The organism is Brevundimonas sp. TWP3-1-2b1, from assembly GCF_049896165.1.
In the GTDB taxonomy this organism is placed as follows: Bacteria; Pseudomonadota; Alphaproteobacteria; order Caulobacterales; family Caulobacteraceae; genus Brevundimonas; species Brevundimonas subvibrioides_B.
On record NZ_JAFCTT010000001.1, the window covers coordinates 116,847 to 137,411 of the forward strand.

The following is a 20,565-nucleotide window of genomic DNA, read 5'->3' on the forward strand; positions in this document are numbered from 1 at the left end:
CATGAAGATCAAGGATAGACCGGAGTTTCGAAGCAAGGCAGCCGTCCTGACCTTTGGTCCAAAGGCGATGGTTTCCGAAGCCATCGCGGTGATGAGCGAGAAGAATTACGGCGCTGCCGTGATCGTTGATGCCGATCGCAGACCGATCGGCATCGTCACGGAACGCGATTTCATGCGCCGTCTGCTGAACAAGCGGTTGAACCCTGACGAAACGACGCTTGAACAGATCATGACGATGGACCTGAAGATAGCGGGGGCCGACGACAACCTGCTGGACTGGTTGCGCCTGATGTCCAACGAGCGATTCCGCCACCTGCCGATCGTCGATGACCAGGGCGTCATCATCAGTATGATGAGCCAGGGCGACTTCGTCAGCTACACTTGGCCGGAGTTGATGGGACGGTTGGGAGAACAGGCCAGGGCCACGTTCGACATCAGCCCATCGATCGTGCTCATGATCGCCGGCGCCGCAGTCTTCGCCGCATCGGTCGTGACGATCTTCACCCAACTTCGCTGACCTTCTCCTGGGGTGACCCGGCGTGAAAGAGAGGAGAGCCTCGCTGAACGAAGCGCATTTCGGCGCCCGCCTTCAACCTTCTGCGTCCTCCTCTCGGCCGAGCCGCCGATCGGCGCAGTGGGGGGGGCCTGCTGCGTGAGCAACTCAGCAGTCTGCAATGACCGGCGGTCGCCAGCATCGTCGCGGCCTCGGTCGTGGCGATCCTGACGACCGGCCGGGATGAAACCGGCACGCCGGCTGGTCGTCGTGCAGCTCAGGGGGCGCCGAACTGGGGCCGGAACAGCTGGTTGAACACCGCAGGATGGGAGAAGCGGGCCTGGCCGCTGCGCCACTGCGAACTGTCGTCCAGCGAGTGCAGCCAGCCCAGCATGACGTTGGCTCCGCCCCGCGACCGGGGTCCGCCCAGCGCCCGCTCAACCGCCTCAAGTCCATCAGCGTCGAGGAAACCCAGTTTGGTCAGCTGCACCGTATTGAAGGCCGGCGCGAACCCATCGACCGTCCAGCGCTGGGCCGGGCTCGCATAGGCGTCGTCGGCGATGCCGAGTTGCTGATGATTGAAATCGGCCAGGGTCACCGAATGACCGTTCGGCTGGGCTGAGGTCCCGCTCATCACCTCGTCGAAATAGTGGTCCGGCCGGGCCATGTAGTCACGCCATTCCTCGGTCGTCAGACCCGTTGCGCCCCTGACCATATAGTCGAGCGGCTTTTGCAGCAGGGCGCCCAGGGCGTCGATCAGGACCTGCGGCAACAGGGCCTCGGCGATCTGCGATGGCGCATAGGCCACCGCGACAGCAAAGTCCGGCGCCCCGGCCATCGACCACAGATGTTGGCGGGCATAGCGATTCAGAACGCTCGCGGCCCCTGTGAAGTCGGCCTGGTCGGGGTAATAGATGATCTTCGCGGAAATCTCGGCGCTGACCGCCGGCCAGGCGCGCAGGCCGTCGTCGATGTCCTCGATCCAGGCCCGCTTGTAGGCGAGGGTCGCCCAGCTCTCGGTGCCTGCATCGACATCGGCCTGCAGCCTGTTCCTCAGCCGCGAGAAGATCAGGGGCGCGGACACGTTGGTCGCCTCCGCGTCGCCGAGCAGCAGCTGCCGCTCCAGCACGCTGCCCGGACGCGCCGCGATCATCTCGTCATGAATGAAGCCGTCGACGCCGCAGATGCTGACCGCGAGGTCGTGCCGGACCTCCGGCGCGCGCTTGTCCAGATAGCCCTCCATAACGATGTGCCGGATCGCGTTCTGGCGCGGGTCCAGGGTGAAGGCTCCGCCCGAATAATGGTTGACGTAGGTGTGGGCGAAACTGTCGCCGGCCGCATGGGTCAGGAAGCCGCTGACGAAGGCGCGCACCTCGGGAGAGGCGTCCGCGCCATAGGACCGGGTCCACATATGGTTCAGCCAGGCGTCGCTGCCGATCACGCGGCCGCTGTCATCCTTCGCGACCTCGGGGTGGATGATCTGCTGGCCGGTCATGATGTCCGGATAGGCGTCGGGGCCCAGAACGCCCGCCCGATATCGATCCGGCGCGGCTTTCAGGGCGGCGAGGATCTGGGGCGAGACCGGGAAGTCGCCGAGCGGACCGAGGATCCCCCCCGTGCGCGGATCGACCCGCATGATCGTCACCCGCCCGTCGTCGAGCGCGTCCTGCAGTGCGATCTCCGCCAACTGCATATGGGTGGTCGGCTTCCACGCCAGGGCTATGCTCGGCGGCAAGGCACTGAACAGAATCAACAAGATGCCGGCCGCCGCTCGCAGGGCGCGGCGCAGTCTGGCGCGTTCGAACATGACAGTACTCCCCTAACGCCGTTCGATGTTGCCCCGATCATGGCCCGATCACAACCTTCCGGCCCGCCTGATCATCGATCACCGTCCACAGGCGACCCGCCGGGCTTCACCCCGCGTTAACCACGTTGGACCAGAGGTTAACGCCTCCGTTTCCTCTCGCAGGCCCCCGTTGCTTAACCTCGTCACCGCCGTCGAAGCGATCGATCCGCTGGTCGTCACCGGCAAGGTGGCGGGCGTCAGCGGCCTGCTGATCGAGGCGCGCGGCGGCCTGTCGCGACTGGCCGTGGGCGCCCGGGCCGAGATCAGGCGGCGCGGCACGACGCCCCTGGCCGCCGAGGTCGTGGGCTTCCGAGATTCCAAGGCCCTGTTGATGCCGTTCGGCCCCGTCGAGGGCGTGGCCCCCGGCGCCGATATCCACATCATCGGCCAGGCGGCGGCAGTCAATCCGACCAAGGCCTGGCTGGGCCGCATCATCGACGCCTTCGGCCAGCCGATCGACGGCAAGGGCCCTCTGCCGCAAGGCCCGGCCCCGTACCCCCTCCGCGCCTCGCCGCCGCCGGCCCATTCGCGCGGCCGGGTGGGCGAGCGGCTGGATCTCGGGGTCCGTTCGATGGATGTCTTCACCACCACCTGCCGGGGCCAGCGCCTGGGCATCTTCGCCGGGTCCGGCGTCGGCAAGTCGGTGCTGCTGTCGATGCTGGCCAAACAGGCGACCTGCGACGTCGTCGTGGTCGGCCTGATTGGTGAACGGGGCCGAGAAGTCCGCGAATTCATCGAGGAGACCCTGGGCGAGGAAGGCCTGCGCCGCGCCGTCGTCGTCGTCGCCACCTCCGACGAGCCCGCGCTGAAACGCCGCCAGTCCGCCTATATGACCCTGGCCATTGCGGAATATTTCCGGGACCAGGATCTGGAAGTCCTGTGCCTGATGGACTCGGTCACCCGCTTCGCCATGGCCCAGCGCGAGATCGGCCTGGCCGCCGGCGAGCCTCCGACGACCAAGGGCTACACACCCACCGTCTTCACCGAACTACCCAAGCTGCTGGAGCGCGCCGGTCCCGGCCCCGTGCGCCCCGACGGCACGACGGCGGGGCCGATCACCGCCCTGTTCACCGTACTGGTGGACGGTGGCGATCATGACGAGCCCATCGCCGACGCCGTGCGAGGCATCCTCGACGGCCACATCGTCATGGACCGGAAGATCGCGGAACGTGGCCGATTTCCCGCCATCGACGTGCTGAAGTCTGTCAGCCGGACCATGCCTGCCTGCCAGACGCCTCCGGAGCGCGAGCTGAACAAGCGCGCCCGCCAGTGCCTTTCGGCCTACGCCTCGATGGAAGAGCTGATCAAGATCGGCGCCTATCGCGCCGGGGCCGACCCGATCACCGACCGGGCCATCGCCCTGAACCCCGCACTCGAGGCCTTCCTGGGTCAGGACAAGGACGACGCCACGCGTCTTTCCGATTCCTTTACCCGCCTGGAGGCAATTCTGAATCAGGGCATGGTCCCGCAGTAGTGACTGGATTTTACGCATGACCGCCTGGGCCCACTCGCTGATCCGCATCTCCAACTACGAGGTCGAGACGCTGCAGAAGCGCCTGGCCGAGATCTCCAGCCGCAAGGTCACCGCCGAGATGCGCCTGGCTGTCCTCGACGCCGAGGTCGAGGTGGAACGCGAGCGCGCCCGGGCCGACGCCGAGGCCAACCTCCTGCTTCAAGCCTATATGGCCGGCTGGAAGGCCCGAAAGGGCGCCGCCGAAACCGATCTGATCACCCTCGACGCTGAGGAAGAAGGCGCCCGCGACGCCCTGACCGACGCCTATTCCGAGCTGAAGAAGTTCGAACACGTCGCTGAAACCACCCGCCTGAACGCCCTCATCGCCGCCGGCAAGCGCGAGACCGCCGCCTTCGACGAGATGGGCCTGCGCCGCCGCAGCGCCTGATCGCCTGCGTGGCATGATCGACCGCCGCGCCCTCCTCGCCTCCGCCCTCGCGCTGGCCGCGTGTGAGAAGAACGCCGCCGCAGCCCCCGCCATCGCCGCGACACCACTCAAATCCATGGCCCCCTTTCCCATCGGGACCTCGGCCATGACCGGCCAGTTCGAGGACCGGGTCTGGGTCGACCTTTGCCTGACCCACATTTCCCAGCTCACGCCCGAGTGGGAGATGAAGATGGAATACATCCTGTCGGAGACCGGCGAGTACCGCTGGGACGCGCCCGACCGGATCGCGGAGTTCTGCACGACCCACGGCCTGCGCCTCTTTGGCACGACCCTGATCTGGTATTCACAGGACAGCGCCTTTTTCCGCTCGCTCGACCCGCAGCGGTTCCGCACCGAGTACGACCGCTACATCCAGACCGTCGCCCAGAGGTATCGCGGCCGCGCTACCGGCTGGGACGTCGTCAACGAAGCCGTCGCCGAGGACGGCAATGGCCTGCGCACTTGCCTGTGGTCCGAGGCCCTGGGCCAGGACGGCTACATAGCCCGCGCCTTTGAACAGGCGAAACTGGCCGATCCGGACGCGGTCCTGTTCCTCAACGACTACAATCTGGAGAACCTCCCGGCCAAGGGCGCGACCTTCCTGCGCTTGGTCGAACGGCTGTTGACGGCCGGCGTCCCTATCGGTGGCATCGGCACCCAGTCCCACCTCGACATCGAAATCCCCGCCGGCCAGACCGCCGCCTTCTTCCGCGAGGCTGCTCAGTTCGGCCTGCCGATCCATGTGTCGGAACTGGACGCGTCGCTTCGGTCAGAGGGCCGGATCGACACCCGCTCCCGGCGTCAGAAGATCGAGCAACAGACGGCCCGCGTCACCGAACTGACCGAAGCCTTCATGGCCCTGCCCCACGGGCAGCGGTTCGCCTTCACGCTCTGGGGGATGCGCGACACCGACAGCTGGCTGCGGCGTGACGCAAGGGATGACGGCAAGGACAGTCCCCTGCTGTTCGACCCGGCAGGTAGGCCGAACCCGATGTTCGAAGCGGTTGCTGGGGCGATCAGGCCCTGAGGTCTAGGGCCTTTGCCGCCTATTGCGGGCCGCTGGTCGTGCCGACCTGGGAGCCGGTGATCTGGGAACAGGGGACCGTGTCGGATCCTGAATGTCCGTTCTCGCAGGTGTGGTTCAACCAGACCGTCTTGTCGGTGTAGCTGTGGCTGTGGTTCAGAAGCGCGTCGCCGTGGCTTTCAATCCAGGCGGTTGCGGCCCCCACCCTGAAGTTGGCCTCCTGAGCATTCGTCTCGGCGCGTTCGAGACGCGCCGCAAGGGCTGCGATCCGGGCCTCCAGGTCGGCGATGCGCGGATCCTGGAGCACGGCGTTGTCCGGGAGGGTCCGGAGCTGCTGGCCGGGAAGAAGCCGGACCTGGGCCTGGGACCCGGTCGCCATAGACAGGAATGTACAGGCCAGGAGGAGTGTTGCGCCGCGTTTCATCGGAATGCCTTTCAAGGGCTGAATATCCGTCGGATAAGATATCACCGGTCGACGAGGAACCCTAACGCAGCGGAACCTTGATCCGTGCGTTAAGGGTGGCCGTGGTCGCCCCGCCCACCCGACGAGGACATGGTTGTGAAACATTCGCTGTTGGCCGTAGGTGCGGCCCTGATGACGACGGCCTGTTCGACGGTCGGCGTGCGATCCGGCACGGAAGAACCGGCCTATCAAAGCGTGGCCAGCGTCGGGGGGATCGACATCCGCCTGTATGGCGAGCGGATTGCCGCCCAAACCGAGGTTACGGGCGACAGCGACGCGGCCCGCAACCAGGGCTTTCGGCGTCTGGCGGGCTACATCTTCGGCGGCAATGCGCAGCGAGCCTCCATCGCGATGACAGCCCCGGTCTCACAGGCCGGCACGGGCGGGTCGCAGACGATCGCCATGACTGCGCCCGTGGCCCAGGAACCGTCCGGGGTCGACCGCTGGACCGTCCAGTTCTTCATGCCGGCGGCCTATGCGATGGCCGAACTGCCGGTTCCGAACGACCCGACGGTCGAGCTGGTCGTCGTTCCGGCCGAAACCTATGCGGTGGTGAGATTCAGCGGCGTCGGCTCGGTGCGCGCCGTGGAAACGCACAAGGCCCAGCTGTTGGCCGGACTGGCCGGCAGTGGATGGACCGTCCGTGGGGAGCCGGTCGTCTGGTTCTACGACCCGCCCTGGACCCTGCCGCCGATGCGCCGCAACGAGGTCGCGGTCAGGGTCGAGCCGAAATAGAGTCGGGCACGGCACGGACAGCTGCCCCACCGCTCCGGACAGCAAAACGCCCGCCGGTTTCCCGGCGGGCGTGGATGTTCTGGCAGCTTCTTCCCTGAAGGCTCAGGCGGCGGCGCTCTGCGGCGCGGGAGCCGACGTCTCCGACGGGTCCCGCAGCACATAACCGCGGCCCCAGACGGTCTCGATATAGTGTTTGCCGCCGGCGGCCGTGGCCAGCTTCTTGCGCAGCTTGCAGATGAAGACGTCGATGATCTTCAGCTCGGGCTCGTCCATGCCGCCGTACAGGTGGTTCAGGAACATTTCCTTGGTCAGGGTGGTGCCCTTGCGGAGCGAGAGCAGCTCCAGCATCTGGTATTCCTTGCCCGTCAGATGGACGCGGTGGCCGTGCACCTCGACCGTCTTGCCGTCCAGGTTCACGGCGATCTCGCCGGTATGGATGATGGCCTGGGCATGGCCCTTGGAGCGACGGACCACGGCGTGGGTGCGCGCGATAAGCTCGTCCTTGTGGAAGGGCTTGGTCATGTAGTCGTCGGCGCCGCCGCCGAAGGTCTTCACCTTGGTCTCGATCTCGGTCGAGCCCGACAGGATCATGACCGGGGTATTGATCTTGCCGACGCGCAGTTGGCGCAGGACCTCGAGGCCGCTCATGTCGGGCAGGTTCAGGTCCAGCATGATCATGTCGTAGTCATAGATCTTGCCCAGATCGATGCCTTCTTCGCCCAGGTCCGTCGTGTAGACGTTGAAGCCTTCGGACTTCAGCATCAGTTCGATGCTTTGCGCCGTCGCATGATCGTCTTCGATAAGCAGAACGCGCATTCATGCCCCCAGGCAAAAGCTTGACCATATGGCCCGGTGTGCAGCTCCGGGTAACCTTGTTCTGGAGTTAACCGGTCAAAACCTTAAGAACCGTTAACGGCACCCCATGAAGGCGAATCTAGGCTGATTTGCGAATCGGCGTCGAGAGTCACGAGTCAACGATTCGAATTATTTCAAAGGCCGGTGTTCGGCAGGCTGGATTCGCCTTGGTCCTGTCCATGCGCGCGCCGCCACGACTGGAGATACGACCGCTTCTGACGTCGAACAGGATAATGTTCCTACCATCCCGTTTTACGGCCCCAGAATGGGACGTCGCGCGCATCGGGATCGGGAGAGACGTCTTGAACACACCCTATCGGATCATCGTGTCGTCGGAGGATCGCGACCGGGCCGACCTGGTTCAGCAGATCGTGGCCCTGCGGCTTGGCACGCCGATGGAAACCCTGCAACGCAAGTCCCGGCTGACACAGTCGGCTCTCCGGACGCGGCGGGTGTCTCTGTACCTGGCCCATGTGGCGCTCGGCTGGCCGCTGGAACGGGTTGGTCATGCCTTCGGGATCAACCGCCAGACGGTCGGGACGGCCTGCACCCGGATCGAGCAGGCGCGCGACGCGCCGCATCTGAACGACTTGCTGGATCAGCTGGCCGAGACCATCCAGACCCTGTGCGAGACGCCGCCGGTCACCGATCTGCCGGAGGTGGCGTGAGCGGCCCGACGGCGCGGGCGCGAGGCCTTCTGGCGCGCGGTGGCTGGATCGACGTCGCGGGGCCCGACGGAACCTATGCCCTGCGCGTCGGCGGCGACCGGCGAGCGCGTGCGACGATGACGCTCAATGAAACCACCTTCCGGCACTTGATCGAGACCCCCGGCCTGAAGGCGCGCGCCGGCGGCGGCTGGATCGGGCGGCCGGCCCCGACAGTATCCTCGACGCCGCCTCCGGGCGCGCCCGGCCGGATCGAGGGCGAGCGGCCGATCATGGATCCCGACGGCCGCCTCACCCTCCGTCGCGCCAACCTGGGGGAAAGCCCCATCGTCTGGCTGGCCCGTCGCAAGGATGCCGCGGGCCGCCCCTGGCTGACCCCGGCCGAGATCGCCGCGGGTGAACGCCTCAGGCTGGACGACGAACTCGCCCGGTCCGGCCCCTCCCTGACCATGCGCTGGGACGCCCTCCCGCGCACGGGCGGCAGCGGCTCGTCGGCCCGCGTCGAACCCGGCGACCGGGCCATCGCCGCCGGTCGGCGGCTGGCGCGGGCGCTCGCATCACTGGATCCGCGAACGCACGCGATCATCGAACAGGTCTGCATCCGCCAGGGCAGCCTGCAACTCGCCGAACGGGAGGCAGGCCTTCGCCGACGTGAGGGGAAGACGGTTGTCAAGGCAGGACTGCGAAGGCTCGCGGACCACTACCGGATCGGGTGACCCGATGATCGGAAAGAGACGCCTTTGGTCACCCTGTATCGTGTCACTACGCCTCTGCGCCGACCGCCCGGAGTGCCTGCGGGAGCTTACCCGGCCGCCATGGCCTCCTGCCGGATCCGCCCCACCATGGCATTGAGGCCGTTCGCCCTCTGTCGGGTCAGGGCCTGGGGCAGGCCCAGCCGGTCCAGCGCCGCCCTGGCGTCGAAGGCCAGAATCTGGGTCGCAGGACGGCCCGAATAGAGTTTCAGCAACAGGGCGACATTGCCCTTGGAAATGGCGCTGTCCGAGTCGGCGTGGAACGTCAGCCGGTCGCCGTCTCGCCCCGACGCCAGCCAGACCTGCGCCGCACAGCCCGGCACCTTGTTGGCCTCGGTCCGGTCGGTGTCCGGCAGCGGGGCCAAGTCCTTGCCCAGGTCGATGACGTAGGCGATGCGCTGTTCCCAGTCCTCCAGCACCTCGAAGTCCTCGGCCAGTTCGTCCAGGGTCGCGTCGATGCTGTCGGCGGGTTCGGTCATGGGTCGCCAGATAGGCCGCGCGCCGGTTAACGACAACCTGCCCGTCCATCCCCAGTTGCGAGCCTCGCCCCCTACTGACGGAGTCGCCTCCTGCGGGTGCGGGCTTTAGACGACTCGGCTGCGACGCTAGTCTACGCGGTCGGCGCGCTCCCCTGACCGGCTCCTCGCCAAGGCCGCCCGGACACCTGTTTGAACCCTGTCTCCAACCCTGACCCGGACGTCTCTCCACCGCCCGCGCGCGCGGTGGGCGAGGGCCTGTCCGCCCTGACGGCCTGGCACGCGGCCTGGGCCGTGGGCGCCGCGCTGTCCGCCGCGGCGGGCGCGAGCCTGAGCTGGTTCGGCGGCTCAGCGATTTTCGGCGCGACGGCCATGGTCGTGCCCGGACTGGCGGGACTGGCTCTGCTGTGGCGAGATGGCACGGGCGAGCGGTCGCTGCTGCTGGTTGTCTGGACCCTGGCGGCCCTCGCCGCAGCCATGCTGTCGGGCGGGCCGGCCGGGCCGCTGGTGGGCTATGTGATCATGCCGTTCGTCGCGGCCCTGGCGCTGGGCGGACCCCGCCACGGCGTGCGGCTGGCACAGGCCGGCGCGATCGGCGCGGGCGTCGCGGCCCTCGGCGGCCAGCTGTCGGCCCTGCTGATCGGGCCGCCGGGAGGCCGGCCGCTGCCGGCCTCGATCTCCGTCGTCCTCGCCACGGTCGCCGCCGTCCTGGCCGTGACGCTGGCCTGGCGTCTACGCGAGAACAGGCTGAACGCCGCCGAGGCGATGACCCTGCGTGTCGAGACCCTGTTGGCCGCCCAGCCCGGCCTGACCCTGGTGCTGGAGCCGTCGGGCCGGGTGCTGGCCGCCTACGGCTCGGCCCCGCCCGCGCTGGAGCCTCGGACCCTGTTCCAGTCCGGTCTGTTCGCGGCGGTCCACGCCCCCGACCGCCCCGCGATCCTCACCGCCATCGACCGCGCCCTGGCAGGACAGGAGGGTCAGGCCCAGTTCGCCCCTCGCATCGCATTGGACCGCCGCGTCAATCTGATCATCCGCCGCATGGACGACGGCGACGGCGGCGCGCGCGTGATCGCCCAGGCCTTCGACGCCACCCGCCAGTTCGCCACCGAGATCGGTCTGGAAGCCGCCCGCGCGGAGGCCGAGGCTCGCGACACCGGCAAGACCCGCTTCCTCGCCAATATGTCCCATGAGCTGAGGACGCCGCTGAACGCCGTGCTTGGCTTCTCCGACATCATGCGCCAGCGCCTCTTCGGTCCCCTGCCCCAGAAATACGCCGACTACGCCGACAGCATCCATGAGGCCGGCGGTCACCTGCTGGACCTGATCAACGACGTGCTGGACGTGTCCAAGATCGAGGCCGAGCGCTACGAGCTCTCGCGCGAGTCCTTCGACGCGCGCGAAGTGGTCTCGGCGGCCGTCGCCCTCGTGCGGGTCACCGCGACGGACAAGGGTGTGGGTCTGTCCAGTCTGGTCCCGGACGAACCCCTGGCCGTCGAAGCCGACCGCCGCGCGCTGAAGCAGATCACGCTGAACCTGTTGTCCAATGCTATCAAATTCACTCCGGCGGGCGGATCGGTGACCCTGACGCTCGAGGTCATCGGCCCCTATCTGGAGCTGGTCGTCTCCGACACCGGCGTCGGCATCGCCGCCAAGGATTTGAAGCGGCTGGGTCGTCCGTTCGAACAGGCCGGCGCCGTCGAGCAGAAGGTGCAGGGCACCGGCCTCGGCCTGTCGCTGGTCCGATCCCTGGCCGAACTCCACGGCGGCCGGATGAGCCTGGACTCGACCCTGGGCGAAGGCACGGCGGTCACGGTGCGGCTGCCGGTCGCGGTGGCTGTCCGCCCGGAGGCGCCGGAAGGCGGGGCGGAGGTCATCCCGTTCAACGCAGGCGCCTAGACCGTCCCCAGCGCCACGAACGCTCGCGCCGCCGCGAAGTCCCCGGCCTCGAAGGTGGCCGTCGCCACGCTGCCGTCGCGGAACAGGAACTCGATCAGGAAGGGCTCGCGCGGGTCGAGGCGGGACAGGCGGTCGCCGGCAGCGGCGGGGAAGGTCCAGGTCTCGCCCTGGGTCTTGCCCGTGGCCAGCAGCGTCGCCGCGGCCGGGGCGGTTCCGGCGGACCAGACTTCCTGGCGCGCGCTCTCGGGCGGCAGGACGGCGCGGCCGGCGGCGGTCAGCCACGGACGCGCGGCCAGGGCCGGGTCGCGCATCACCATCCGCGCCGCATAGGGACGCGGGCGTCCGACGAAGGAGACGACGGCGGACAAGGTCTCTTGGCCCTCAGCCGAGGCGCCAAGGCCGAACCGCACAGGCGAGGCGCCGGTCACCGAGGTCTGCACCAGCCGCCATGTCGCGGTCTCTCGCCGGACGCGGTCGGCGGTCCAGGTGGCGCGGTCGCCGTTGTAGTCCCTGCGCGGGACACGCTGCCAGCCGGCGAAGGCGTCGGCGACCCGGTCGCGCACCATGGCAAGTTCGGGATTGGAGCAGGATACCGAGCGGGCTCGCGATTGGGCCCGCTGGGCGGTGGCGAGAAGCGTTGCCTCGGTCGTGCCGGCGCGCAGGGCCGCGCCGCGCGACTGCAGGGCGGCGGCCGACAGGGCTCCGGCGACGGGCGCGCGGAACAGGTGGCACTTCTCATGCGCGGCCAGGACGAAGGTCCGGTCGTAGAACGTCCCTGTGCCGTCGGCGAAGGCGGCCACGGGTATCCCCGCCATCATCACGGCGGCGGTGATGGCTCTGGCGATGCGGGTTGAAAGGCCTATCCTCATGAGCTCACCGTAGCGCCACGTCGTTCCGGTCCCGTTTCCGAGCAGGGTTACCGATTTGCTTCTGAACTCAGACCTGTGGGTCGGCGCCCTGATCCGCCGCGCCCAGATCGAGGGGGCCAACGCCACCGTCGTGCGCAAGGGCGACATGCGCGCCGGCACTGTGATCGTGAAGGCCTACAATACGTCGGAGCGGACGGCGCATCTCTATAGCGAGGCGTTCGGGAGCGAAGGCGAACGCCTGTGGATCCAGCCGGTGACCGGGACCGAGAGCGAGCTGGACGCCTATATCGAACGCCAGCGCGCATATGACCCCGACCTCTGGGTCGTCGAGATCGAGGACAGGCATGGCCGGCACTTCATCGTCGAGAAGGTCCAGGACTGAGCCGCCCGCCGCTGGTCGCAAATCCTTAACGACGTTCGGGAACGGAACCGAAAACCACTCGGGTCTAGGGTCAGGGTGTCGGCGAGAAACGTCGGCGTCAGGCGAGTGCCCAATATGCTGTTTCTCATGAACGACGTGGTGTTCGACCTGAACGAGGCCTCCCCGGTCACGTCGGCCGACGCGCGCCGGTTCGAGAAACTGGGCTTTGACTATCTGATGGAACTCGGTTGCGAGTTGTTCGCCGAGGACCCGCTGCTGCACCGCAACGATCCGGAACGGGCGCGGCGTCTGGCCTGGCTGATCCACGACCGCTCGCCGGACGTGAACGCCGCCCTGTTCGCGGCGCCGGAGACCGACTGCGACCCTGCGCTTGTCGAACCCCTGTTCTGCGCCCTGCCGGACAACGTGATGCGCCAGCTTCACGCTCGCGGCGGCAAGGGAAAGCTGGACGCGGTCGCCGCCGACCGCGCCGTCTGGGGTCGCATGGCCGCCTGAGGCCAGACCGGCAACGCCTACGCTTGTCTATCGGACACACGCCCCGCTAGGTTGAACCCTCTCAGGGAGTTCAGCCATGCGTATCTCGGTCGCCTTGCGAGGTCTTTCGCTCGCCCTGGGCCTCATCCTTTGCGCCGCCGCGCCGGCCCGCGCCGACTTCCTGCGCGCCGAGACCGAGCATTTCGTCATCCAGGGCGAGGTCAGCCGGGGCGACATCACCGAATACGCCCGCAAGGTCGAACGCTTCCACGAGATGCTGGAAATGTTCCGGCCGCCCGAGACCGACGAGCTCGAGGCGCCGAAGCTGTGGATCTATCTGGCGGCCAACAACGCGACGATGCGGCAGGTCTGGCCCGGCGTGCCGACGACCGTCGGCGGCTTCTACAGCCGCAACGACGGCCGGATCTATGCGGTCGTCGATCTGAGCAATGAGAACAGCGACACGATCCTGTTCCACGAATACGCGCACCACTACATGTTCCAGTACCACAACGAGGCCTACCCGGCCTGGTTCGTGGAAGGCTTCGCCGAATACCTGGCGCCCTCGGACCTGCGGATGGGGCGCATGCGGTACGGTCTGTGGAGCGAGGGGCGACTGAATTCCCTGGCCCAGACGAACGGCTGGATCCCGATGCGCACCGTACTGAGCGCGCGGCCCAATCTGGGCTCCCGGCAAGGTTCCGCCTACTACGCCCAAGCCTGGCTGCTGACCCACTACATGCTCGGCACGCCGGAACGGAAACGCCAGTTCAGCGCCTATCTGGCCGCCGTCGGACGAGGCGAGGAGTCCGTCGCCGCCTTCGAGGAACAGACGGGTCAGACCCCAGAGCAACTGACGACCAGCTTGCGTTCCTATCTGGGGCGCGGCGTGACGGTCTACACGCTGACCCAGGCCTTCCCGGTGGCGGAGGTGACCGTGACCGCCCTGCCGGCGAGCACGGAGGACGCGATCTGGCTCGACCTGCGATCAATGCGCCCGCTCGGCGATGACAAGGACGCCTTGCTCCAGCGAGTTCATGCGATGGCCGCGCGGCATCCGGGCGAGCGGCTGCCGACGGTGACCCTGGCCAAATATCTCATCAAGGCCGAACTGCCCGCCGAGGCGATCAGGACACTGGAACCGGTGATCGCCGCGGACCCTGCTGATGCGGAGGCGCTGTGGCTGATGGCCAGCGCGGAGATGGACGTCGCCGACGATACCGAGGACGCCGCCGCGCGCACGGCCCTGATGCGTCAGGCCCTCCGTCGTCTGGGCGCCGCCTACGAGGCCGATCCGTTCGACTTCAGGATCTACATGGCCATGTCGCGGAACCGCCAGGGCGCGCCCGGCTACCCGAGCGACAACGACCTCACGATCGCGGAGTCCGCCTATCGCCTGGCGCCCCAACTGGGTTCAACGGCGATGCGGGCTGCTCAGGTTTTGATGGCCAGGGAAAAGTATCTCGAGGCGGTTCAGGTCCTGTCGCCGCTGGCGAACAACCCGCACGACGGCGGCGACCTGACCTCGGTGCGCGATCTTCTGGCGCAGGCACGGGAGCGCGCCGGTCTGGAGCCGCTATCGACGGAGGCGCCGCCTGCGGTCGAGGAGACCGAACCGGCCGACTGACGTCCCTACATCAGGACGCTGAACACCACATGCACGAAGCCCGCCGCGCCGATGATGACGCCGAAGCCCGCGAGGAGGCAGATCGCAGGATGAAACTCGCGTTCCGTGAACCGCTTGGACGGCGCCCGGACGGTCGAAACGCGGTGGGCTGAATCCAGCAGAGCCATGGCCGTTTCCTTCTTCCCGGCGGCGTCCGGCTCATGTCCGGAACGTCTCGCATTCGAACGATGACTCCAAAGTCCCTGATTGGCGAGGGGAATTAGCCTGCATTATCGACACATCTTCGAGAGCCGGCGAAGGCGCCCGCCCGCGTGACTTTGGCGCCGTCGCGCGCTACCTCCCGCCCCCATGTCGAAACTGACCCTCGATCAGGAGGCCGCCCGCAGGCGGACCTTCGCCATCATCGCGCACCCCGACGCCGGCAAGACGACGCTGACGGAGCATATCCTGCTGTCTGGCGGCGCCATCCGGGCGGCCGGCGCGGTGCGGGCACGCGGCGAGAACCGTCGGACCCAGTCCGACTGGATGAAGATCGAGAAGGAGCGCGGCATCTCCGTCTCCGCCTCGGTCATGACGTTCGAGCACGACGGCAAGATGTTCAACCTGCTCGACACGCCCGGGCACGAGGACTTCTCGGAAGACACCTACCGCACCCTGACCGCCGCCGACTGCGCCATCATGGTGCTGGACGCCGCCAAGGGCATCGAGCCGCAGACGCTGAAGCTGTTCGAGGTCTGCCGCCTGCGCGACATCCCGATCATCACCTTCATCAACAAGCTGGACCGCGAGGCCCAGGACCCGATGGCCCTGCTGGACGAGATCGCCTCGCGCCTGCAGCTCGATCCCTCCCCGATCTGGTGGCCGGCCGAGAGCGGCAACCGCCTGCGCGGCATGGTCGAGATGGGAACCGGCCGGTTCCAGCCCTACGCCAAGAAGCCGGCTGGCTCGAAGGATGAGGTGCCGCATCCGGACGCCCTGCCGCTGGCCGACGCCGGTGAGTATTTCGAGGCGGGCGAGCATCAGGCCCTGATGGACGCCAAAGAACTGGTCGAGGGCGGCTACCCGGCGTTCGACCGCAAGGCCTTCCTCGAAGGCCATATGACGCCCGTGCTGTGGGGTTCGGCGCTGCGCCACTTCGGCATCGACGAACTGCTGGCCACCATCGGCGACTGGGCGCCGCCGCCCAAGACCATGCCGGCGCGCAAGGAAGCCCCGCCAGAGACCCGCAACGCCCCCGCCTCCGTGGAACTGACGGTAGAGCCGGGCAATGCCGAGGTCACCGGCTTCGTCTTCAAGGTCCAGGCCAATATGGACCCCAACCACCGGGACCGCATCGCCATGTTCCGCATGGCCTCGGGCAGCTTCAAGCGCGGCATGAAGCTGAAAGTCCAGAACACCGGCAAACAGCTGTCGGTGAACGCCCCCATCATGTTCTTCGCCTCCGACCGCGAACTGGCCGACGACGCCTTCGCCGGCGACGTGATCGGCATCCCCAACCACGGCGTGCTGCGCGTGGGCGACAGCCTGTCGGAGAGCGGCCTGATCCGCTTCGCCGGCCTGCCCAATTTCGCGCCCGAAATCCTGCAGCGCGTCCGGGTCAAGGATCCGCTCAAGGCCAAACACCTGAAGAAGGCGCTCGACGGCCTGGCCGAGGAAGGCGTCACCCAGCTGTTCCGCCCCGAGATCGGCGCGGACTTCATCGTCGGCGCCGTGGGCCAGTTGCAGTTCGAAGTCATGGCCGACCGGCTGGGCGAGGAATACGGCCTCGAAGTCATCTTCGAACACAGCCCCTATGCCGAGGCGCGCTGGATCGACGGCACGCCCGCCGACGTCGAGGACTTCATGGGCAAATACCGCGGCCAGATGGCCCGCGACATCGACCAGGCCCCGGTCTTCCTGGCCAAGTCGAGCTGGGAAACCGGCTATGTGATGGAGCGGTTCCCCAAGGTGGCGTTCACCAAGACGAAGGAACGCGGCTGAACCTCTGTCGCCCGCCATCGTTTTGTCGTTCAGGCATGATCGACAGGACGACATGATCGAACGAGCGAAGACCTGCCGAACGACCCTCGCCCTGGCGGGCAGCGCCCTGCTGATTGCGAGCGCCGCATCGGCTCAGCAAAGCCAAGGCTCGGCGACCACCCGGTCACTGAACACTGCACCGGCGCAATCGACCCTGTCACCCCGTCCCAACGCCCAGCCGCCGCTGACGGTCGCCGAACGCCCGCAACCCGCACCTCCCCAACCCACGCGGCCGGCGACCACGCCATCCAGCGACCGCACTCTGGAAGACCTGCTGGGTTCCACACGGGACCAGACCCCTGAAGTCGCCGAACGCCCCGCTGGCGTCACCCTGGCCCCCGGCCAGACCGAGCCGGAGCCTATCCCCATGACGCTCGGCTATTACGTCCGGGGCGACAAGGACTGCGACCAGGTCTGGCCCGGCGAGGGCGACCTGGCCTTCGTGACCCCGAACGCCTTCACCATCGACTTCGGCGGCTGCGAGCCGGGCCAGTTCCTCCAGACCGGGCCGAACAGCTGGGGCGAGGCCCAGCGTTGCAGGACCGAACGCGGCGGCGACGCGGGCGCCTACAACGTCACCTATGAGGTTATCGGCACGGACGTCATCAAGCGCACAGCCCGGCTGGGCGACGATGTCGACAGCGCCGAGGACGACCTGTGGAACTTCTGCCGTCTGGAAGACGTGCCGGAGAACGCCCGGTTCGGTTCCTGATCAGTGCCGAGTAGGGGCGGAGACGGGCGCTCTATCAAGTCGGATCTCGAACATCGGCAGGAAGATCTGCAGCAGCGGCCCGTTCGACAGGGCGTAGGCCACCGTGCCGACCCCGATCGTGCCGCCCAGCATCCAGCCCATGCTGAGCACCAGCCCCTCGATCGCCATCCGCACCCAGCGGACTTCCCAGCCCGTCAGTCGCACGCCGCCGGTGGTCAGGCCGTCGCGCGGCCCCGGTCCCAGTCCCGCGCCGATATAGGCCCCCGTCGCCACGCCATTCAGCAGGATGGCCCCGATCAGGAATCCGATCTGCAGCCCCAGCCCGTGGATCTCCGGCAGGAAATGCAGGCTCACATCCGCCGCCGTGCCGATGACCAGCACATTGCAGATCGTCCCCACTCCCGGCTTCTGCCTCAACGGGATCCAGATCAGCAGCACCAGGGCGCCGACGATATTGACGACCAGACCCAGGCTGAGCCCCGTCATCTCCGATAGACCCTGATGGAAGACGCTCCACGGGTTAAGACCGAGGTCGGCGCGGACCATGAGGGCCAGCGACACGCCGTACAAAAGGAGGCCGATCTGGAGCTGGATGGCGCGACGGATGAACATGCGGCTACGCTAGAACAACCGGCCTTGTAATCCATAGCCACTTTGGCGACGGTGGCCTCATGTCCGTCGTCAATCTCATCAGCCTGTCCCGCCACCTCGGCGACTGGCGCGCGTCCGGCGCGGAGGACGTCGCCTATCGCAGCCTTGCTGATGCGCTGAAAGGTCTGGTGCTGGACGGACGTTTGGCGCTCGACGCCCGCCTTCCCGGCGAACGCCGCCTCGCCGAGGCCCTCGGAGTCAGCCGCATCACCGTCAGCGCGGCCATGGACCGGCTGCGCGCCGACGGCTTCCTGACCAGTCGCGTCGGCGCCGGGACCTACACCGCCCTGCCCTTCCGTCGCGCCGAACGATTGGAGGGCCTGTTCCACGTCGCCCCGGGACCCGAAGTGGTGAACATGGCGACGGCGGTCCTTCCCGCCGGGGCGCATGTCCATGTCGCCTATGCCCGGGCTCTGGACTCGTTGCCTGCCCACCTGCCGGGACATGGCTACGACCCCATCGGCCTGCTGCCGCTCAGGCGCGCGGCGGCCGAGACCTATGACCGCGCGGGCCTGCCGACGACGCCCGATCAGATCGTTGTCACAGCGGGTGCCCAGAACGGTCTCGCCATCCTGCTGCGCGCCTTCGGGCGACCGGGCGACGCGGTGGTGATCGACCACCCGACCTACCCCCACGCCATCGAGGCCATCGTGCGCGCCGGCATGCGGCCCGTGCCCGTGGCCCTGACCCCCGCCGGCTGGGACATCGACGGACTGGTCGCCACCATCGAGCGGGTCCGGCCCCGACTCGTTTACCTGTTGGGCGCGCACCAGAACCCGACCGGCCACGTCATGGCCGCCGACGACGAGGCCGTGGTGGCCCGCGCGGTCGCCCGCGTTGGCGCCCTCATGGTCATGGACGACACCCAGCGCGAGCTCTGGTTTGACCAGCCGCCCCCGGCCCCTGCCGCGCCCGGCCCGCACGTCGTCCGCGTCGGGTCGATGAGCAAGACCTGGTGGGGTGGCCTTCGCATCGGATGGATGCGGGCGGAAACCGAGGTCGCCGACGCCGCCGTCCGGGCGCGGGCTTCGCTCGATCTGGGCGCAGCGGTGATCGAGCAACTCGCCGCCGCCCACCTGCTGGCCGGGGATCAGACGCCCGTCGTGGAACGTCGCGCCGCCCTGGCCGCGCGAGAAGCGGCGCTGCATGCCCGCCTTCAGCATGTTCTACCGGACTGGGAGACGACCCGGCCTACAGGCGGCCTCTCTCTGTGGGTCGCCCTGCCCCGCCCCGTCGTCGGGGCGCTCGTTGTCGAGGCTCAAAAGTCCGGGGTCATTATCGCGTCCGGCGCCCGCTTCGGCGTCGACGGCGCTTTCCAGCGCTTCGTCCGCCTGCCCTACTGCCTGCCGGTGCCGGAGCTAGAAGCAGCGATCGATACCTTGGCGGACGCCTGGAGCCGCATCGGCGACCGCCCGGCCAGGCGCGCGAAGACGCCGGAGCCGGACGTGTTCTGAAGGCCTACGCCTCCGCCGTCTCCAGGAACGGATAGTCGGTGTAGCCCTTGGCCCCGCCGCCGTAGAAGGTGGCCTTGTCGGGAGCGTTGAGAGGCGCGTTCCGCTTCCAGCGTTCGACCAGGTCGGGATTGGACAGGACCGGCACGCCCGAGCTGATCAGGTCGGCGCGACCCTCAGCGATGGCCTTCTCGGCCAGTTCGCGGGTCAGGCCCCCGTTCAGCATCACCGGACCGCCGAAGGCTTCGCGCATCTTCGCCGCCAGCTTCGGCGCGCCTTCCCAGCCGGCCATGGCCGTGCCGGGCTCGCCCTCGATGATGTGCAGATAGGCCAGACCGAAGGGTTTCAGGGCGCCGGCCGCGTGGACGAAGATCGTCTCCGGGCTGGAATCCCGTGTTCCGTTCGATCCGTTGGACGGCGACAGCCGCACTCCGACCCGGTCCGCGCCCCAGACGGCGACTACGGCACCGACCACTTCGAGCAGGAAGCGCGAGCGGTTCTCCACCGAGCCGCCATAGCTGTCGTCGCGCTGGTTCGAGCCGTCCTTGAGGAATTGGTCGATCAGATAGCCGTTGGCGCCGTGAACCTCGACCCCGTCGAAGCCGGCCTTCTTGGCCATCCCGGCGGCGTGGACATAGTCGCCGACGATGCCCTGGATTTCGTCGGCCGTCAGCGCACGAGGCGTCTCAAATGGCGTCATCGAGAAGTCGCGCTTCATCGCATTGCCGGCTGCGGCGATGGCTGACGGCGCGACGGCCTGGCCGCCGTCGGGCTGATAGTCGGGGATCGACACCCGACCCACGTGCCACAGCTGGGCGACGATCTTGCCGCCCTTGGCATGCACCGCCTCGGTGATCGACTTCCAGCCCGCGACCTGCACCTCGGTAAAGATGCCGGGCGTGTTGGGATAACCCTGACCCGACTGGCTGATCTGGGTGGCTTCGGAGATGATCAGGCCGACCGAGGCGCGCTGGGCGTAGTATTCGACCGCCAGCGGGTTCGGAACCTCGCCCTCGATCGCCCGGCTGCGGGTCAGGGGGGCCATGACGATCCGGTTCTTCAGATGGATCGCGCCGAGGTCGATGGGGTCGAAGAGGGTCGTCATGTGAAACACCTGGTGTTGCGGTCGCGAAGAGGTAGGCGCCCCAACTGTGCGGCGCAACAGGGCGGGCATGGAACCCGGTCGCGGCGTCGGGTTTGCTAGACAAGGGAATGAACGCCTGAGACGGTCCCGA

The 20,565-nt window shown here is 67.8% G+C and carries 22 protein-coding genes; 14 read left to right on the forward strand and 8 right to left on the reverse strand.

The window, feature by feature from the left end; translation table 11 throughout:
• The first annotated feature begins 1 nt into the window (after nucleotide 1).
• Nucleotides 2–517 carry a CBS domain-containing protein gene (locus tag ACP7AB_RS00615; RefSeq protein WP_425987882.1) on the forward strand — a complete coding sequence of 172 codons (516 nt, stop codon included), beginning with the start codon at nucleotides 2–4 and terminating at the stop codon, nucleotides 515–517.
• A 253-nt stretch (nucleotides 518–770) separates the two neighbouring features.
• Here the strand turns inward: ACP7AB_RS00615 and ACP7AB_RS00620 are convergent, their stop codons facing one another.
• Nucleotides 771–2,300 (reverse strand): hypothetical protein, encoded by a 1,530-nt coding sequence (locus tag ACP7AB_RS00620; protein ID WP_425987885.1) that lies wholly within the window; start codon nucleotides 2,298–2,300, stop codon nucleotides 771–773.
• Between the two features lie 169 nt (nucleotides 2,301–2,469).
• Between ACP7AB_RS00620 and fliI the strand changes: the two genes are divergently transcribed.
• The 3 genes from fliI to ACP7AB_RS00635 are packed head-to-tail and all read left to right on the forward strand — an operon-like array spanning nucleotide 2,470 to nucleotide 5,306.
• Entirely contained in the window at nucleotides 2,470–3,813 is a 1,344-nt protein-coding gene (fliI, locus tag ACP7AB_RS00625) for a flagellar protein export ATPase FliI (RefSeq protein ID WP_425987887.1), read from the forward strand.
• Nucleotides 3,814–3,829: 16 nt separating this feature from the next.
• Nucleotides 3,830–4,240: a flagellar export protein FliJ gene (locus ACP7AB_RS00630; RefSeq protein WP_425987889.1), complete on the forward strand. Its 411-nt coding sequence runs from the start codon at nucleotides 3,830–3,832 to the stop codon at nucleotides 4,238–4,240.
• Between the two features lie 13 nt (nucleotides 4,241–4,253).
• Nucleotides 4,254–5,306, forward strand: coding sequence for an endo-1,4-beta-xylanase (locus ACP7AB_RS00635; protein ID WP_425987892.1), 1,053 nt, complete (start codon nucleotides 4,254–4,256; stop codon nucleotides 5,304–5,306).
• A gap of 19 nt (nucleotides 5,307–5,325) precedes the next feature.
• Here ACP7AB_RS00635 and ACP7AB_RS00640 read toward each other — a convergent pair whose 3' ends face one another.
• Complete coding sequence (locus ACP7AB_RS00640; RefSeq protein WP_425987894.1) at nucleotides 5,326–5,610, reverse strand: hypothetical protein; 285 nt, start codon at nucleotides 5,608–5,610, stop codon at nucleotides 5,326–5,328.
• Between the two features lie 252 nt (nucleotides 5,611–5,862).
• Between ACP7AB_RS00640 and ACP7AB_RS00645 the strand changes: the two genes are divergently transcribed.
• A complete protein-coding gene (locus ACP7AB_RS00645; protein ID WP_425987896.1) occupies nucleotides 5,863–6,501 on the forward strand; it encodes an SOUL family heme-binding protein in 639 nt (212 codons plus the stop codon).
• 102 nt (nucleotides 6,502–6,603) lie between these two features.
• On the opposite strand, the gene ctrA is transcribed toward ACP7AB_RS00645, so the two are convergent.
• Nucleotides 6,604–7,317, reverse strand: a complete 714-nt coding sequence (gene ctrA / locus ACP7AB_RS00650; protein WP_303695213.1) for a response regulator transcription factor CtrA — start codon at nucleotides 7,315–7,317, stop codon at nucleotides 6,604–6,606.
• 341 nt (nucleotides 7,318–7,658) lie between these two features.
• On the opposite strand from ctrA, the gene ACP7AB_RS00655 reads away from it, so the two are divergent.
• Both ACP7AB_RS00655 and ACP7AB_RS00660 read left to right on the forward strand, forming a co-directional pair.
• The gene (locus ACP7AB_RS00655) at nucleotides 7,659–8,024 is read left to right on the forward strand and encodes a chromosomal replication initiator DnaA (RefSeq protein ID WP_425987898.1); all 366 of its coding nucleotides are present in this window, start codon (nucleotides 7,659–7,661) and stop codon (nucleotides 8,022–8,024) included.
• Nucleotides 8,021–8,737, forward strand: a complete 717-nt coding sequence (locus ACP7AB_RS00660; RefSeq protein ID WP_425987900.1) for a DUF6456 domain-containing protein — start codon at nucleotides 8,021–8,023, stop codon at nucleotides 8,735–8,737. The genes ACP7AB_RS00655 and ACP7AB_RS00660 overlap by 4 nt, the downstream gene beginning before the upstream one ends.
• Nucleotides 8,738–8,823: 86 nt before the next feature.
• Here the strand turns inward: ACP7AB_RS00660 and ACP7AB_RS00665 are convergent, their stop codons facing one another.
• On the reverse strand, nucleotides 8,824–9,252 hold the full coding sequence (locus ACP7AB_RS00665) for a SufE family protein (protein ID WP_425987902.1): 429 nt from the start codon (nucleotides 9,250–9,252) through the stop codon (nucleotides 8,824–8,826).
• A 189-nt stretch (nucleotides 9,253–9,441) separates the two neighbouring features.
• Here ACP7AB_RS00665 and ACP7AB_RS00670 point away from each other — a divergent pair, with 189 nt between their 5' ends.
• Nucleotides 9,442–11,145 (forward strand): sensor histidine kinase, encoded by a 1,704-nt coding sequence (locus ACP7AB_RS00670; protein WP_425987903.1) that lies wholly within the window; start codon nucleotides 9,442–9,444, stop codon nucleotides 11,143–11,145.
• Here the strand turns inward: ACP7AB_RS00670 and ACP7AB_RS00675 are convergent.
• Nucleotides 11,142–12,014, reverse strand: coding sequence for a hypothetical protein (locus ACP7AB_RS00675; RefSeq protein WP_425987905.1), 873 nt, complete (start codon nucleotides 12,012–12,014; stop codon nucleotides 11,142–11,144). The two genes, ACP7AB_RS00670 and ACP7AB_RS00675, sit on opposite strands and share 4 nt — an antisense overlap.
• Nucleotides 12,015–12,069: 55 nt before the next feature.
• Between ACP7AB_RS00675 and ACP7AB_RS00680 the strand changes: the two genes are divergently transcribed.
• The 3 genes from ACP7AB_RS00680 to ACP7AB_RS00690 all read left to right on the forward strand — a co-directional run bounded on the left by ACP7AB_RS00680 (nucleotide 12,070) and on the right by ACP7AB_RS00690 (nucleotide 14,497).
• On the forward strand, nucleotides 12,070–12,396 hold the full coding sequence (locus ACP7AB_RS00680; RefSeq protein ID WP_425987907.1) for a DUF1491 family protein: 327 nt from the start codon (nucleotides 12,070–12,072) through the stop codon (nucleotides 12,394–12,396).
• A 114-nt stretch (nucleotides 12,397–12,510) separates the two neighbouring features.
• Nucleotides 12,511–12,891 (forward strand): hypothetical protein, encoded by a 381-nt coding sequence (locus ACP7AB_RS00685; protein ID WP_303695206.1) that lies wholly within the window; start codon nucleotides 12,511–12,513, stop codon nucleotides 12,889–12,891.
• 76 nt (nucleotides 12,892–12,967) lie between these two features.
• Nucleotides 12,968–14,497 carry a hypothetical protein gene (locus tag ACP7AB_RS00690; protein ID WP_425987909.1) on the forward strand — a complete coding sequence of 510 codons (1,530 nt, stop codon included), beginning with the start codon at nucleotides 12,968–12,970 and terminating at the stop codon, nucleotides 14,495–14,497.
• A 5-nt stretch (nucleotides 14,498–14,502) separates the two neighbouring features.
• On the opposite strand, the gene ACP7AB_RS00695 is transcribed toward ACP7AB_RS00690, so the two are convergent.
• Nucleotides 14,503–14,664 (reverse strand): hypothetical protein, encoded by a 162-nt coding sequence (locus ACP7AB_RS00695; protein WP_425987911.1) that lies wholly within the window; start codon nucleotides 14,662–14,664, stop codon nucleotides 14,503–14,505.
• Nucleotides 14,665–14,845: 181 nt separating this feature from the next.
• Here ACP7AB_RS00695 and ACP7AB_RS00700 point away from each other — a divergent pair, with 181 nt between their 5' ends.
• Both ACP7AB_RS00700 and ACP7AB_RS00705 read left to right on the forward strand, forming a co-directional pair.
• Nucleotides 14,846–16,477 (forward strand): peptide chain release factor 3, encoded by a 1,632-nt coding sequence (locus ACP7AB_RS00700; RefSeq protein ID WP_425987913.1) that lies wholly within the window; start codon nucleotides 14,846–14,848, stop codon nucleotides 16,475–16,477.
• Between the two features lie 52 nt (nucleotides 16,478–16,529).
• A complete protein-coding gene (locus ACP7AB_RS00705; RefSeq protein WP_425987916.1) occupies nucleotides 16,530–17,228 on the forward strand; it encodes a hypothetical protein in 699 nt (232 codons plus the stop codon).
• Here ACP7AB_RS00705 and ACP7AB_RS00710 read toward each other — a convergent pair whose 3' ends face one another.
• Nucleotides 17,229–17,840 (reverse strand): YczE/YyaS/YitT family protein, encoded by a 612-nt coding sequence (locus ACP7AB_RS00710; protein WP_425987918.1) that lies wholly within the window; start codon nucleotides 17,838–17,840, stop codon nucleotides 17,229–17,231.
• Between the two features lie 59 nt (nucleotides 17,841–17,899).
• On the opposite strand from ACP7AB_RS00710, the gene ACP7AB_RS00715 reads away from it, so the two are divergent.
• Entirely contained in the window at nucleotides 17,900–19,333 is a 1,434-nt protein-coding gene (locus ACP7AB_RS00715) for a PLP-dependent aminotransferase family protein (protein ID WP_425987920.1), read from the forward strand.
• Nucleotides 19,334–19,337: 4 nt separating this feature from the next.
• Here the strand turns inward: ACP7AB_RS00715 and ACP7AB_RS00720 are convergent, their stop codons facing one another.
• Nucleotides 19,338–20,435: an alkene reductase gene (locus ACP7AB_RS00720; RefSeq protein ID WP_425987922.1), complete on the reverse strand. Its 1,098-nt coding sequence runs from the start codon at nucleotides 20,433–20,435 to the stop codon at nucleotides 19,338–19,340.
• Nucleotides 20,436–20,565: the final 130 nt, after the last annotated feature.

Excerpts from the sequence above, each read along its gene's own strand:
- ACP7AB_RS00615 (WP_425987882.1), top strand. The coding sequence starts at position 2 with ATGAAGATCAAGGATAGACCGGAGTTTCGAAGCAAGGCAGCCGTCCTG.
- ACP7AB_RS00620 (WP_425987885.1), bottom strand. The coding sequence starts at position 2,300 with ATGTTCGAACGCGCCAGACTGCGCCGCGCCCTGCGAGCGGCGGCCGGC.
- ACP7AB_RS00630 (WP_425987889.1), top strand. The coding sequence starts at position 3,830 with ATGACCGCCTGGGCCCACTCGCTGATCCGCATCTCCAACTACGAGGTC.
- ACP7AB_RS00635 (WP_425987892.1), top strand. The coding sequence starts at position 4,254 with ATGATCGACCGCCGCGCCCTCCTCGCCTCCGCCCTCGCGCTGGCCGCG.
- ctrA (WP_303695213.1), bottom strand. The coding sequence starts at position 7,317 with ATGCGCGTTCTGCTTATCGAAGACGATCATGCGACGGCGCAAAGCATC.
- ACP7AB_RS00665 (WP_425987902.1), bottom strand. The coding sequence starts at position 9,252 with ATGACCGAACCCGCCGACAGCATCGACGCGACCCTGGACGAACTGGCC.
- ACP7AB_RS00675 (WP_425987905.1), bottom strand. The coding sequence starts at position 12,014 with ATGAGGATAGGCCTTTCAACCCGCATCGCCAGAGCCATCACCGCCGCC.
- ACP7AB_RS00685 (WP_303695206.1), top strand. The coding sequence starts at position 12,511 with ATGCTGTTTCTCATGAACGACGTGGTGTTCGACCTGAACGAGGCCTCC.
- ACP7AB_RS00690 (WP_425987909.1), top strand. The coding sequence starts at position 12,968 with ATGCGTATCTCGGTCGCCTTGCGAGGTCTTTCGCTCGCCCTGGGCCTC.
- ACP7AB_RS00695 (WP_425987911.1), bottom strand. The coding sequence starts at position 14,664 with ATGGCTCTGCTGGATTCAGCCCACCGCGTTTCGACCGTCCGGGCGCCG.
- ACP7AB_RS00700 (WP_425987913.1), top strand. The coding sequence starts at position 14,846 with ATGTCGAAACTGACCCTCGATCAGGAGGCCGCCCGCAGGCGGACCTTC.
- ACP7AB_RS00705 (WP_425987916.1), top strand. The coding sequence starts at position 16,530 with ATGATCGAACGAGCGAAGACCTGCCGAACGACCCTCGCCCTGGCGGGC.
- ACP7AB_RS00710 (WP_425987918.1), bottom strand. The coding sequence starts at position 17,840 with ATGTTCATCCGTCGCGCCATCCAGCTCCAGATCGGCCTCCTTTTGTAC.
- ACP7AB_RS00715 (WP_425987920.1), top strand. The coding sequence starts at position 17,900 with ATGTCCGTCGTCAATCTCATCAGCCTGTCCCGCCACCTCGGCGACTGG.
- ACP7AB_RS00720 (WP_425987922.1), bottom strand. The coding sequence starts at position 20,435 with ATGACGACCCTCTTCGACCCCATCGACCTCGGCGCGATCCATCTGAAG.